This is a genomic window from Galactobacillus timonensis, from assembly GCF_900240265.1.
Taxonomy (GTDB): Bacteria; Bacillota_I; Bacilli_A; order Erysipelotrichales; family Erysipelotrichaceae; genus Bulleidia; species Bulleidia timonensis.
Window position 1 is genome coordinate 2,145,819 of record NZ_LT964739.1, and the last position, 14,022, is coordinate 2,159,840.

Below are 14,022 nucleotides of genomic sequence, written 5' to 3' on the forward strand. Positions count from 1 at the left end.
TTATTCCTGCCTTGATAAAGAAAATGTCCCTGTCCGGGGCCTAGGAAGGAGTACAATATGCCAAAGAAAAAATGGTTTCCAATTGCCTTTTTGATTTTTGCTCTGCAGTTGATTCTGGAACTTATGATTCTGCTGAAGGTCATCAAGCTGAATGTCCTGCCGGATAAGTATCTGCTGTTTTTGATTATTGTGCTGATGTCAGCTCTTGTGGGTGCCGCACTTCTCCTTTTTGCCGGTGCAGGGAAAAGTCCTTCCCGGCCAAGAAAGGTTCGGCGGATTTTTGCGGTGATTCTGGCAGCAATCATGGGCTGTGTATCTTTCTTCGGAACTACATATCTGGACAAGGTTGACAATATGATTTCTTCTGTAACGGAACAGCAGACGGTGAGTTATTCAACGATTGGTGTCTATGTGCTAAAGGATAGCAAGGCAGAAGAGATTTCAGATTTGGCGGAAGACATATTTGCGGTTTCCAAATCGACCTATGCGACCTATATGGAGGAAGCCATTGAGAAGATCAATACTGCCGTATCCGGTAAAATCACGACCCGAAATTTTGATTCTACAGACGAGGCTGCCCGGGCGCTTTATGAAAAGAAGACAGATGCACTCATTATGAATGAAACATTTGTCAATATCCTGAAGGACACGGAAGACTTCAGCGATTTTGAATCAAAGACCCGCCTGATTTATGAGATCTCTGTTGAAGCAACGGATAGTGTGGCTCCTTCTCCATCCGCAACTGCGGATTTGCAGGATGAAATACAGATCAAGCCATTCATCCTGTATATCAGCGGCTCAGATACCAGAAGCAAAGTACTGGATGTCAGTCGAAGCGATGTCAATATTCTGATGGCGGTAAATCCGCAGACGAAACAGGTGCTTCTGCTGAACACACCGAGAGATTACTATGTGAAGAATCCTGCCGGAGGCAACTCGTATGATAAATTGACGCATCTGGGCATTTATGGTGTGGATTGTTCGATGAAGGGACTGGGCAATCTCTACGGAGTTGATGTGGATTACTATGCGCAAATCAATTTTACAGGTTTTGAGACATTGATCGATGCGATCGGCGGCATCACTGTAGATTCTGATGTTGCCTTTTCTGTCGGAAAATATGACTTTGTAGTGGGACCGAATGAAATGGATGGCGCCAAAGCGCTGGCTTTTGCAAGAGATCGGCATCATCAGGTCTCCGGAGATAACGCGCGTGGAAAACATCAGATGATGGTGATTGAAGCAGTGATCAAAAAAGTTACATCCGGGACAACACTGTTGAATAATTTCAGCGGAATCATGGACAGCCTGAGCGGGATGTTTCAGACCAGCCTGTCGACCGACATTTTTACCTCTCTGGTGAAAATGCAGCTGGAGGATATGTCATCTTGGGACATCAGGCAGTATGCAGTCACCGGGAGCGGAGGAAGTGATTATACCTATTCCATGCCGAATACAAAAGTTTATGTTATGTACCAGGATGAGGAGAAGGTTTCGAAGGCCTCCGCACTTTTAAAGAAAATCCTGAATGGAGAAGAATTATCAGATTCGGATTTTTAAATGGATTTCAAATGTGGGCGTCAAGTAAAATCTGACTGCCGTCATACGAGTAATTTATAACCCGCAGGGCTGTCAGGTAAGAAACCTGAAGGTCTGCGGGTTCTTTCTGTTTTGCAATTTTCGGAGGGATCATGATTATGAAAAGCTATTCGGAGGATAACGATCGCCGCGGCAGTGTAGGCAAGAACTTTCATATCCATTAAAACGTTCAGAAATCATTGTGCAGGGAGAACGGATCAAAGCGCAGAATAGCTTGGTGGGTGATTATGGTGCAGCTGTAATCGGTTTTAACATCATCGGAGAGTCTGGTAGCGGAAAGACGAGTGCACTTCGTATTGCCTTAGACTACTATCCGAAAGTAATTCGGCACACGAATGAAGATGGCTCGAAGACAATTCAGATCCCTTATATTCTTGTTACATGCCCGCCTAATTCAAACTTCCGCGTTCTTTATCAAGATATCGGCAGACAGCTTGACTTGTATCTTGGAAATCCAAACAACGAATGTGAGATGATGATCCGCGGGAATTCCAGAAGTACGCTTGGCGACATGCTGAGAAGGGTGGAATCAGCCATTCAGCAATATGCGATTGGTTTGATCGTGTTCGATGAAGTCCAGCAAATGAATTTCGAATCCAAAACGGAGAATAGTTTCAACGCCTTGATGTCTCTTGCAAACCAGACGCAGGTTGCAATCGGCGTGGTCGGAACCACCGAGGCAATCAGCAGCATCACTCGGGTGGAGCAGATAGCCAGGCGGGTAGGGCTTCAAATCCCGATTGATCGTTATAAGGCCGATGAAGAATACTTTAATACGATGTTTGAGGTTATCGCTCAATACCAGTGGTTTAACAGGCGGATCGATTTTACTCCGGAAATGAAGCACGAGATTTATATGGCTTCCCATGGCGTGATTGCCTACATCATACTCATTTACATCACCATTTCGGCTGATTATGTAAGCAAGCCAAATCCGCCAGAAGTTACCTTGGCTTACATTCGGGATGTTCTAAATCGACGCTTTTCGATGATGAAGAAAGCACTTAGTCAGAACAGCTCGAACACCTTTAAACATGAAGCTGATTTGGCCAAGGCATATAAGGAATCCTTGGATAATACGCATAACGCTATGGATAAGCAATCCGAAGAAGAAAAGAAAGCCATTGCATCGAAGACTATGAGTCAGGCACCGGAGAAAATGGTGAAGGAAGAAGTACTGGCCAACGTAAAAGGGATGTTTCCAGACACTTACTCAGATCAACATATCAGGGAAGCGGTTGAAGCCATCCATAAAAAGCATCCGGAGCTTGATGATGCGTCTGAATTGACCGGATTGGTTGTAAAGAAGCTATTAAACGGGAATACAGACAAGAGGCGCGTTGGCAGACCGAAAGGGGCTACAACGGCAAAGGTTGAAGCTAACCCTATGCTTCAGTTCGTACTACAAGACCGTGGCGACCCAAATGACCCTCTTAAATGATCAGCTTTGAAGAGCGATTATTAGATATATTTGCGATTGAGTGAATATAACAAGAACGTAAAGATCTCGTTATATTCGCGATAGATACGCTATATTCGCGATAGTCTCGACGATTGATAAGATGCCGGAAAGTTCAATTTGATATTCTTATATAAATCGCATAACATACATTATGCGAAGTACGTGCAATTCGTCGTTCTTTTGAATTTCAGAGCTTTTTAGGCGCTTTTGAAATGTGTGGGGTTAGAGTCAAACCGGAGCGATAAATCTCTGGGGTAACTGGCGCCCCATAATCATGAACTCAGCGCCCGAGTCATCTGAAGTAAGACATGACCTTACAACTGGTTTGAACAGCTGTGAGGCCAAGTTTTTATTTCGCCGTTTTTGTGACATTCGAGTGTATCGGGTTCAATGAGTAGGTCGCATCCTTGTCCAGAACGTACATGAGGCGGTTGCGGAATCTGTCCCAGTTGTGATAGCCGTTCGCATTCTTCTTGATGCACTTACAGATTGAGTTTCGGTTTTCAATGATCGCATTGGTCATCCGCTTATGATAGGCATTGGGTTTGCCGGTCTTGGAATCGACCTTGTAGATGTAGCCGTAGGTAGTAAGAGAATTGATGATTTCGGTCCGCCATTTGGTCAGTGTGCTGGCGAAGTGACGCATTTCCGGTACCTGAGACTTCCTGAACTCCGTAATCAGTTCGTTCAGTTTCTGCTCCCTATCGTTGGGCGTGGCGGTCTCATAGTAGTCGTATACTTTTTCTTTCAGATTCCATGACTCCATCAGCTCAGGGCTTATTTTCAGGAGCTTCTCGCGGAGATCATAGTAGTTAATCGGAAATTTGAAATGATTGTTATATCTTCTCTGTCCGTTTGGATCGAACAGCTTCTTACCATCTTTTGTGCTGCTGTCGGAATGCCTGTAGAGAATCCAGTTGAACTTCTTGAGAAGATAGTATTCATCGGAACCTTTTGTGGTTCCTTTCATGGCACGGATTCGAACACTGTCGGTCTGGCGTCCCAGTTCCTGGCAGAGATGGAATCTGTCCACGATACCGATACTGTTCGGGAAACACTTCTTCATGACCGTTCGATAGGTATCGTACATATCGAAGGAACAGGCTTTGACTTTCTTCCGCTCTTCCAGCGGGATCTTCATAAAGTAGCTGAGCAGCCGATCTTCCCGTCTGGAGTTCAGGAAATCAATGGGCGTCTGTCTCTGGAAATCCATAAGAACACAGACGAATTTCTCGCTGTAGTTGCGGAAGGCATAGACTTCATCAAAGCTGATCATCTCCGGCAGAGGTTTCCTGGGAAGACTGACGTGATCATCAAACAGATAGGCAGCTGTGGCAGGAGAGAGATGATACCTGCGCGCAACGGAAGAGAATGTCTCGTTATAGTTCTTCAGATCCGTGAGCACTCTCTGAACCGTGAATGCGGAGATACTCATACTGCCAAAGGAGAATGGATTCTTCTCTGCATAGGTTCGATGACATACCGGACAGACATATCGTCTGGCCCGGTAAAGCAGCGTACATTTACGATCAGAAAGAACACTGTGCGTAATCTTCTTCCAGTAATAATCTTTGATCCTTGGAGTTTTACAGCCGCATTCCGGGCAGGGCTCATAGTGCGGAACGAGCCGGACTGAGATCTGTGCATTTCCATTCAAGTTCTGATACTGGAAGTCCTCCACATCACTGTCTTCCAGGCCGAAGAGCTCCATGATGTCCTCTTTATTCGTGTTAAGAGACATACCGATGACCTCTGATTCTGCAGGGAATCGATTGAATACCGTATACCATGCATGAATTCCTTTCCGGAAAGCCGAATCAAAATGATGAACGAAGGGCTTTTCTTCAAAATGATGAGGTGAAACGTTCCTTCGTTCGGTATTGATCGGCTTTCATCCCTTCTGCCCTCAGAATAGGAACGCAGAGGCTTCTTTGATATTCCTGCTGTGAGAAAAAGAGGTCATGTGAAAACGAGCTGGCAGCGCAGCTTTCTGTTCTGCAGGAACTGCCTGCCAAGCAGGGTAATACAATTCGTGGTTATATCCGTATTGAGGTAAATGCGCCTGGTATTGAGAATACTCTGCCAGTACCGGTTGAACTTCCAGCGGATCAGCCGTACAGCGTCATAGTCAAAGGAATTACCGCTTTCTTCAACGGTAAAGGATCGATCCCCGCATGAAGCAAGAACAGCGGTAAAATTGTCCGCGGTGCGGCTGCTGTAGGGGATCATGAAAGACAGCAGAACTGCATCTGCAGACGAGCCTTTCCGGTAAACACGCTTAATGATCAGTGGCACAGTATGATCAAGAATGGTAAATCTTCTGCTGTACTTTGCGTAATACAGATAGCCATTATTCACAATCAGTTCGGAAACCGACTGATCATAAAAGACCTGAACAGCTCTTGTAATGATTTCCTGTGTGGAAGAATCGTTTGAGGAATGAATCAGGCGATTCTTAACAAACTCCACGAGCTTGTGCAAATGACAATGAATCATGATCATCAGACAGGTCTATAATGGAGTCGCTGGCATATGCTGGACTGCGAAGGGTTTGGGGATGCCAGCTTTTATTATTGCCAGGAGCTCAACATTCCTCCTTTACCTGAAGGATAGTCTTTTTCATCCAATTCGAACAATACCTGTACAAAAAAAGCAAACCCCAGAGTCTTAAACTTTCACAGACATACATAAAAGATGGCAACCCCATCACCTTGAAATGCAGGTCACCATCCCCTCAAATTTTTAAATATCCGCTTTTTATATCATTTTTTTCGAATCGACCCGTTGTAATACGAGTGTTTTTCCGCTGCACCACTCTCATGATCTGTAGGAGCTTTTCACGGCTCATCGTTCGATTGTCTTTATCCTGTCCAACTGCTTGTTCCTGACGTATCTGCATGAGGAATGTAACACCTCGGACGGACTACGGACGGATCTCTGTCTTTTCACGGTTACTAGCCCGTATGGTTTTTCCTGGAGAATAATGCTGCCAAGACCATTATTCATTTATGGCTGCGGCTGAGGACACCGCTCAGGCTGTTCCGTTACGAAGAATGCATTGAGCATCAACTGTTTCCTGGGTCAATCGCCGGTGCATAATTGATATTTCTTTTTCTGAATATTTTCTGATTATCTGAGCGGGCTTTACAAATGGATAGATATCAGTTATGTGAAACAGATCACAAAATTGGTTCTTTATTATTGTGTTCTTTTGTTCTATTGTTTGCTGCAGCGGTAGCCGATTGCAGTTGAACATGTTTTGCCTGAATGTTGCCTTACCTTTTCCTCTGCTTAACTAGAGTGCCCCTTCCGCTCCCCTGCTGAAACCTGTTTGATCACAGGGCACTGGAAATGATCATCATAACCACGATGACAATCAGAATGATCGCAAGAATTTTCTTGTCTTTCTGGTTCTTCAGGAATTTTGAATGACTGGATTCATGATTCTGGGAACGCTGGGAGTCGTACTGCTTCGAAAAGGCATCATTCTTATCCATTGCGTTTCGCTGATCCATTTTAGGGTCGATCATCTTATTTTCCTCGCTTTGGTCTGATTATACCGGATCCAAAGATATTCGCGAACGTTCTGTACCTTCAAGTGCAGAAATCCGCCTCAACGGCTTTGTATTTTCGTATAATCAAGGAAATATTCAAATTTGCGGAGGTATTGAATGTCACGTATCGTAGTCAAGGTTGGAACTTCTACGCTTGTATATCCATCGTTCGGTCTGAATATCCGGCATGTGGAACGTCTTGTCAAGATCCTTTCGGATCTGCAGAATGCCGGCAATGAAATGATTCTTGTCTCTTCCGGCGCCATCGCGATGGGCGTCAATAAACTTCGCTTTGCCAAGCGGCCGACTTCTGTCGTCGAGAAACAGGCATATGCTTCCGTCGGACAGTGCGAGCTCATGTATACCTATGACCGCCTCTTCGAGGGATATGGTGAAACCGTGTCCCAGATTCTGATCACCGGCGACGATATGGCCAGCGAAGAAAAAGTTGCAAGCTTCCAGGCAACCATGGAGTATCTCATCCATCACAGCGTCATCCCGATCATCAATGAAAATGACACCATGAACGCTGCCGAAATCATATCCATCGGCGATAATGACACACTTGCGGCCATCGTAGCCTGCCACTGTCACGCTGATCTGCTGGTTCTGTATTCCGATATTGACGGCCTTTACACGGCCGATCCCAACAAGGATCCCAATGCGACTCTGATCCATGAAGTCCACGGCATCACTGAAGACATTGAAAAGCTCGGCGGCGACTCCATCAGCGGCCAAGGCACCGGCGGAATGGTTACCAAGCTTCATGCCGCCGACATGTGCACAAAAGCCGGCATCGACATGGCCATCCTCAACGGCAGCACCCCCGAGCTGATCTATGACCTGCTTGAAGGAAAACCTGCCGGAACTCTCTTTCTTGCCCAGGGGAAATAAACATGATCACGACCGAAGAAATTCTTGCCCGTGCAAAGGCCGAAAAGAACAATCCGATTCCCGATGACACTGCCATCAACCGTGCGCTTGCCGCAATGGCAGATCATCTGATCGCTGATAGCAGCGCCATCCTTGCCGCAAACCAAGAAGACTGCAATGGTGCAGAAGGAACGGTCTCTACCGTCATGCTGGATCGGCTAGGTCTCAATTCTTCACGGATTCAGGCCATGGCCGAAGGCATCCGCTCCCTTATCGCCCTGCCCTCTCCCGTCCATCAGATTCTGGAAGACTACACCACAGACAACGGCCTCCATATCCAGAAGGAAGCCGTACCCTTCGGAGTTCTTGCGATCATCTATGAATCCCGTCCCAACGTCACCAGTGACGCCGCAGCCCTCGGTTTAAAGAGCGGAAACACGGTTATTCTGCGCTCCGGACGCCAGGCATGGAATTCTGCCCATGCCATCGTAAAATCGCTCCAGAACGGCCTGGAAGAGGCCGGATTGCGCAGGGATCGCATCCAGCTGATCGAAGACACATCACATGCCTCGGCCAACGCCCTCATGACTGCCAACGGCTATGTAGATCTCTTGATTCCACGGGGCGGGAAAAATCTCATCTCTGCCTGCGTAGAAAATGCGACCGTTCCCGTCATCGAAACCGGAACCGGCATCTGCCACGTCTATGTCGAACAGACGGCCGATCTTGCCATGGCATTGAAGATTATTGGGCGATCTAAATTTATCTGGGGATGCCTCGAAAACGAAGTAAAAAAACTTGGGGTGTCGGGGTACCCCATGAAGGTTTATCCCGCCACGAAACCGTCTGGTAAAACAGGCGGTTTTTGAATGGAAAGGAAAAGGAGACCGCCTGTTACGGCTGCGTCTCCTGAAGTACTTCGTATTCGTTCAAAAACATCTCGCAATAGATGGCGATGCGGGCAAGCATCTCGTCTGTGTTCATGGCATACAGAGTCATATTGCTCGTTTGGTTACGCTGCTTCAGCTCACATTCAATGCCGCGCATTAATCGCTGTGCTGAGCGGCATATTCGGTTCATGGAACGAATGCTGGCCTGCAGATATTGTTCTGCTTCTTTGCCATACAAACGGGCTCCTTCTGCAGTGATCCATGCCTGTTCGGGGCTCAGGGGCTGAAAGCTGGTTGAAGTCATTGCTTAATCTTCTTTGGCGGAATGACAGGATTCAACATTGGCTTGGAGTTCTTTCTGAGCACATAGAGGCAGCGGCTGCGGAACCTGTCCCAGTTGGTATATCCGTTGGCTGCTTTCTTGATCGTCTTGATGATTGAGTTCCGGTTCTCCATCAATCCGTTATTCAGTTTTATGTCGGACACTACCACCTGGCCTGTGTCCTTATCGACTGTATGACGCTGCTTTACGACAATGAAGGAGTTGATAATCTCCTCTCTCCAGCTGATCAGGGTGCGGGAGAACTCTTTCATTTCCGGAATACCACTGGCTGCGAAGGACTGAATCAGTTTGTTCAGCTCCTGGGGAGCAGTATCGTAAGTGCAGTTGTCATAGAAGTCCACAACGTCATCCTTGAGGTCCCATGCCTTTTTCAAATCGGGATGAACGGCTTCGATCATGGCTTTAATTTCGTAATAATTGAGGAACCGGTTCAGCTTGCGGTTCATTTTCCTTGGATGGCCGGGATCGAACAGCTTTTTACCATCTTTGTCTCTGGCGTCCAGCCGCTTGAATATCATCCAGTTGAATGTCTTCAGCAGATAATACTCGTTGGTTTGTGTTTTTGTGCCTTCAATATATTTTGGAGTCTGCTTCATTACTCTGATCCGGACGCTGTCAGCCTTTCTGGAGAGCTCCTGGCTGACATGATAATGGTCAACGGAATGATAGGCCTTAGGGAACAGCTGACGTATGATGGCGCGGTATTCACTATACATGTCCGTGGCAATCATTTTGACGCGCTTTCGCTCTTCCACTGGGATTTTGAGAAAGTAGCTGAGCAGATAATCTTTTCTTCTGCTTGGCAGGATATCCACCGGCTCCTGTGACTCAAAGTCGAGAATAACGAACACATATTTTGAGTTCTCTCCCGGATGATAAAATGCGTAGTTCTCATCCCAGCACATCAATGTGGGCAGAGGTCTTCGCGCCTCCTTTACGTGGGCATCGAAGACGGAGGCAGCGGTTGTGGGAGAGATGTGATACCGCTTAGCGACGGAAGCGAAGGTCTCGGTCTGAATCTTCAAATCGTTCAGAATGTTTTCAACCGTGAGGGCGGAGATGTGCTGCTTCCTGAAACAGAATGGATTGTTCTCATAGTACGTTCGATGACAGACAGGACAGATGTACCTGCGGGCATGATAGAAGATGGTGCACTCACGATCAGTAAAGACGCCGTGGCTTATCTTCTTGTCAATGTAGTCCTTAACCCTTGGCAGGGTACAGCCGCAATCGGGACAAGGCGGATGATCCGGCCGCAGTAAAACATGGACAGACGCACTGCCATTGTCATTATGGAAGATGACATTCTCCACACTGCCTGTATCGAGGTTAAAGAATTCAAGAATGGCCTGTTTATCAGATTGTTCGGACATAGATCTTCTCCTTTGAGCCCAGCATAGGGGAAGATCAGGAAAGGCCCAAGTCAAAGTCATTTGGCCTATTCAGGCAGAGATTGATTCCGGCCACCCAGCCACTGGAAGAATCATATTCTGGAGCCCGGCGGACATCACGCCGGAATAGAACACGAAGCTGTTGAAGCAGCGAATCAGGCGGATCAACCAGCTTCAGGAAAATCCGGAGCTGCACAATGAGCTTATCGAGCCATTTGTTCCAACGGTAAACGGAAGAATCGGAAGGAAGCGAATAACGATCAAGATCCAGATCATTGTCCAGAGCCGATTCGATGGTCTGCACCGAGTAGTGCTTGTAAGGGACAAGGAAATCAGGGAGAACACGGTGATGTCTTCCGTTGGAAGAGACGGCGACAGGAATCCAGATCCAGTAAGAACCTTTTGGCGTTTTAACGCACCTTCTGGCAGTTCCGCAGAATCTCATTGGCAGGCCTGTTTCAGGATCCAAAACAGGTTCGCTGCATTTCATCAAAAATCATTCAGATGATTAGGATGTTTAACAATTTTGTATTGTGAATGTGGTACACTAACCATGGTTTTGGTTATGGGTTCAGAGATGGCTGGAAACTAGTCTCTGAACCTTTTCCTTTCTATTGATGTCTCTAACCGCATGATAATCGGTAAATACGAAAAGGAGAAGGCCGTTGTGCCTCCCCATGAGGGTTTATAGCTCTTTAACTCCTCCCGGATCATCAATCCCAGGATTTCTTAGAGGCACCCCCAAACCCCATCTATTTTTAGATAGTCGATTATTGAAAATGCCAAGTGCTCCCGTCCCTCCGTATGCAACGCAGAGGAAGTACTGCTCGTCGAAGAACCGGTTGCCGCACAGTTTCTTCCGCAGCTGAAGAAACGTCTCGTCGATGAGCGTACGGCAAAGGGTCTAGTCCCGGTCGAGCTGCGCCTGGATCCGCAAGCGGCTGCGATCATTCCGGGAACGCCAGCCGGCCCCAAAGACTTTGATACGGAATTTCTTGACTATATTCTTGCCGTAAAGGTTGTTCCGGATACGGAAACCGCCATCGCCCATATCAACGCCCATTCCACCCATCACTCGGAAGCGATCATCTCCAACAGCGCCAGGGACATTGCTTCATTTGCCTCCCGCATCGACAGTGCCTGCCTCTACGTCAACGCAAGCACACGCTTCACTGACGGCGGCTGTTTCGGCATGGGATGCGAAATGGGCATCTCTACCCAGAAGCTCCATGCCCGCGGACCGATGGGCCTGAGGGAGCTGTGTACCTATAAATACATGATTATCGGAAACGGACAGGTACGCTGAAACATAATAAAAGGCAGAACAGCGGGAATGTTACTTCCACCGTTCTGCCTCTTTTATTCTGCTCGATGCAGAGAAGAATGCTCAGCGAACCTCGTCCTTCAGAGACTTGGAAGCCTTGAATCCCGGGATCTTGGAAGCCGGAATCTCAATCTTCTCCTTTGTCTGCGGGTTGATGCCTTCACGTGCTGCACGTGTCTTGACTTCGAACTTCCCGAAGCCTGTAATATCAACCTTATTGCCATCCTTGAGGGCAGCCGTCATCAGCTCGAATACTTCGCTGACAATATCACCGGCCTCTTTCTTGGTCAGGTTGTGATCTTCTGCAATCTTTTCAGAAATGCTCTTCTTGTTTACTGTTTCCATGTGTTATTTCCTCCACGTGATTCCATATTATCACCATGTTTTATGCATTCAATACTTGACAAATGAAGTACGCCAATTAGCTTAAGTAAGCCTCTGCACGCTCACTCATCTGCCCCAGCAGCTGCTTGAGATCCTCATAGCTCAGATTCTTCACCCCGCAGGCATTCCTGTGGCCACCACCATGATAGTTCGCCGCCAGATCATTGAGCTGCACATGGGCCGACCGCAGACTGCCATCGAATAGAACGGAACCATCCTCACCGGTTTTCTCCGTAAATACCGCCCAGCACTCGATCTCCCTGACGCCCATGAACTGCGACACAAAGGACCGCGCATCACCCGGCGCCATGTTCCAGCGGCTCATGTCTTCCCGGCTCACAACGACATACACGGTATGATTCCCGACAAACTGGGCCTGCGAGCGGATGAAGCCGGCAAACTGAAACTCATGGAGACTGACATCAAACACCCCGTGCCACAGCTCCGGGATCGAGATGCCCTTCGAAGCGATATACGCCCCTGTCGCCAGCGTATGCGGCGTCGTATTGGTCGTCTTGAAGCTCAGCGTATCCGTCAGTAAGCCTGAAAAGATATATTCCGCAGCGGATCTGGAGAACACAAGATTCTCCTGCGTCTCCATCTGCTGAAAGAAATCAGCCAGAATCTCACAGGTAGCGGCCGCATCCGTATAGACAAACTCCAGTTTCGCATAGGAATCCACCAGCGGATGATGATCGATCTTGACGATTGAAGCTGCACTCAGAAAGCGATGATCATCCACCCGCGCAATGTCCGGCGTATCCAGAACAATCGCAAGACTGCTTCTGACCACCGCATCATCCACATGATCAGGCTTCGGCCACTTTGGACTGGAGATGCTTTCATTGCCAAGCGCATAGACCTTCTTTTCGGGGAAGTTTTCTTCCAGCCAAGTCTTCAGACCGAGTTGTGAACCGACGGCGTCACAGTCCGGATTTTCATGACGGAACAGCGTGATCACAGAGGCCTGCCGAATTTCCTCCAGCAGGCCTTCAAAACTGCGGCTCATAAACCGAGCAGACGCACGGTATCACGCGCAATCATCAGTTCTTCATTGGTCGGAATGACCCAGACCTGAACCTTGGAATCCGGCTTCGAGATCAGAGCCTCCTTACCATGGATCGTATGATTCAGCTCATAGTCAATGGACAGTCCCATGCCCTCTTCCAGGCCCTTCAGGATCCGCTCACGCGTCATATCATCGTTCTCGCCAAGGCCGGCTGTAAACACGATCGCATCCGTATGGCCAAGTTCCATGTAATAGCCGCCGATCACGTTGACTGCACGGTTGGCATACAGGTTGACCGTCAGAATTGCACGCTCATTGCCCTCGTTGACAGCCGCCTGAATATCACGGGCATCCGAAGAAATGCCGGAAACACCAAGCATGCCGCTCTTCTTGTTCAGGATCGTATCCATATCATCCGGAGAAAGATTGAGAACCTTTTCCATATAGAAGACAACCGTCGGATCAATATCGCCCGAACGCGTACCCATCATGATGCCTCCAAGCGGCGTCAGACCCATCGACGTATTAATGCACTTGCCGCCACGGATGGCCGTGATGGATGCACCGTTGCCAAGATGGCAGGTGATCATGTTCAGATCCTCAACCGGCCTGCCCATCAGTTCAGCAGCGCGGCGGTTGACATAGTAGTGCGACGTACCGTGAGCACCATAACGGCGCACCTTATGATCCGTATACCACTCATACGGTACAGGGAAGAGATAGCTTTCCGGGCCCATCGTCTGATGGAACGCCGTATCAAACACAAATACATGACCAACATGCGGAAGTGCCTCCTTGAATGCACGGTAGCACACCAGATGGGCCGGATTGTGCAGCGGAGCCAGCGGCGCCAGTTCCTCGACCTTGTCTTCAACATCCTTCGTCACAACAACCGACTGATCAAAGTAGGAACCACCCTGGACGATGCGGTGTCCTGCACCCTTGATCTCATCCAGACTCTTGACGATGCCCTCATCCACCAGAGCCTTCAGAAGAAGATCAACCGCCTTCTTGTGATCCGGAATCGGAAGCTGCTGTACATGTTTCTCACCGTTCACCTTGATTGTGAACTGTCCCATGGCCTGCCCGATCCGCTCTGCCTGACCCGAGGTGAGAACCTTCTCACTCGGCATGTCGAACAGCTGGAACTTAAGGGATGAAGAACCCGAATTGACTGCAATAACCTTGCTCAT

General features: G+C 48.1%; 14 protein-coding genes. 4 read left to right on the forward strand and 10 right to left on the reverse strand.

The features are described 5' to 3' along the window. The first annotated feature begins 57 nt into the window (after window positions 1-57). Window positions 58-1,560, forward strand: a complete 1,503-nt coding sequence (locus tag C1714_RS10185; RefSeq protein WP_102343059.1) for an LCP family protein — start codon at window positions 58-60, stop codon at window positions 1,558-1,560. Between the two features lie 256 nt (window positions 1,561-1,816). Further along, a complete protein-coding gene (locus tag C1714_RS10190) occupies window positions 1,817-3,040 on the forward strand; it encodes an ATP-binding protein (protein ID WP_210115295.1) in 1,224 nt (407 codons plus the stop codon). Between the two features lie 370 nt (window positions 3,041-3,410). On the opposite strand, the gene C1714_RS10195 is transcribed toward C1714_RS10190, so the two are convergent. The 3 genes from C1714_RS10195 to C1714_RS10210 all read right to left on the reverse strand — a co-directional run bounded on the left by C1714_RS10195 (window position 3,411) and on the right by C1714_RS10210 (window position 6,591). Beyond that, entirely contained in the window at window positions 3,411-4,802 is a 1,392-nt protein-coding gene (locus tag C1714_RS10195) for an ISL3 family transposase (protein WP_102341307.1), read from the reverse strand. A gap of 218 nt (window positions 4,803-5,020) precedes the next feature. Beyond that, complete coding sequence (locus C1714_RS10200; RefSeq protein WP_102343061.1) at window positions 5,021-5,563, reverse strand: hypothetical protein; 543 nt, start codon at window positions 5,561-5,563, stop codon at window positions 5,021-5,023. 833 nt (window positions 5,564-6,396) lie between these two features. After that, a complete protein-coding gene (locus C1714_RS10210; protein WP_135567930.1) occupies window positions 6,397-6,591 on the reverse strand; it encodes a hypothetical protein in 195 nt (64 codons plus the stop codon). A gap of 141 nt (window positions 6,592-6,732) precedes the next feature. On the opposite strand from C1714_RS10210, the gene proB reads away from it, so the two are divergent. After that, window positions 6,733-7,509, forward strand: a complete 777-nt coding sequence (proB, locus tag C1714_RS10215) for a glutamate 5-kinase (RefSeq protein ID WP_102343064.1) — start codon at window positions 6,733-6,735, stop codon at window positions 7,507-7,509. A 2-nt stretch (window positions 7,510-7,511) separates the two neighbouring features. Then, complete coding sequence (locus C1714_RS10220) at window positions 7,512-8,357, forward strand: aldehyde dehydrogenase family protein (RefSeq protein ID WP_102343065.1); 846 nt, start codon at window positions 7,512-7,514, stop codon at window positions 8,355-8,357. 25 nt (window positions 8,358-8,382) lie between these two features. Here C1714_RS10220 and C1714_RS10225 read toward each other — a convergent pair whose 3' ends face one another. From C1714_RS10225 to C1714_RS10255, 7 genes are all read right to left on the reverse strand, one after another. Next, window positions 8,383-8,682 (reverse strand): hypothetical protein, encoded by a 300-nt coding sequence (locus C1714_RS10225; protein WP_102343066.1) that lies wholly within the window; start codon window positions 8,680-8,682, stop codon window positions 8,383-8,385. Further along, entirely contained in the window at window positions 8,679-10,094 is a 1,416-nt protein-coding gene (locus C1714_RS10230; protein ID WP_167850016.1) for an ISL3 family transposase, read from the reverse strand. Before C1714_RS10230 ends, C1714_RS10225 begins: the two co-directional genes overlap by 4 nt. Before the next feature lie 34 nt (window positions 10,095-10,128). After that, window positions 10,129-10,602 carry a DUF6431 domain-containing protein gene (locus C1714_RS10235; RefSeq protein ID WP_135567918.1) on the reverse strand — a complete coding sequence of 158 codons (474 nt, stop codon included), beginning with the start codon at window positions 10,600-10,602 and terminating at the stop codon, window positions 10,129-10,131. Between the two features lie 414 nt (window positions 10,603-11,016). After that, window positions 11,017-11,187, reverse strand: a complete 171-nt coding sequence (locus C1714_RS14295; protein ID WP_210115296.1) for a hypothetical protein — start codon at window positions 11,185-11,187, stop codon at window positions 11,017-11,019. Between the two features lie 312 nt (window positions 11,188-11,499). After that, window positions 11,500-11,781: an HU family DNA-binding protein gene (locus tag C1714_RS10245; protein ID WP_102343068.1), complete on the reverse strand. Its 282-nt coding sequence runs from the start codon at window positions 11,779-11,781 to the stop codon at window positions 11,500-11,502. Between the two features lie 76 nt (window positions 11,782-11,857). Beyond that, window positions 11,858-12,829 (reverse strand): DHH family phosphoesterase, encoded by a 972-nt coding sequence (locus tag C1714_RS10250; protein ID WP_102343069.1) that lies wholly within the window; start codon window positions 12,827-12,829, stop codon window positions 11,858-11,860. Beyond that, window positions 12,826-14,022: an acetate/propionate family kinase gene (locus C1714_RS10255; protein WP_102343070.1), complete on the reverse strand. Its 1,197-nt coding sequence runs from the start codon at window positions 14,020-14,022 to the stop codon at window positions 12,826-12,828. The genes C1714_RS10250 and C1714_RS10255 overlap by 4 nt, the downstream gene beginning before the upstream one ends.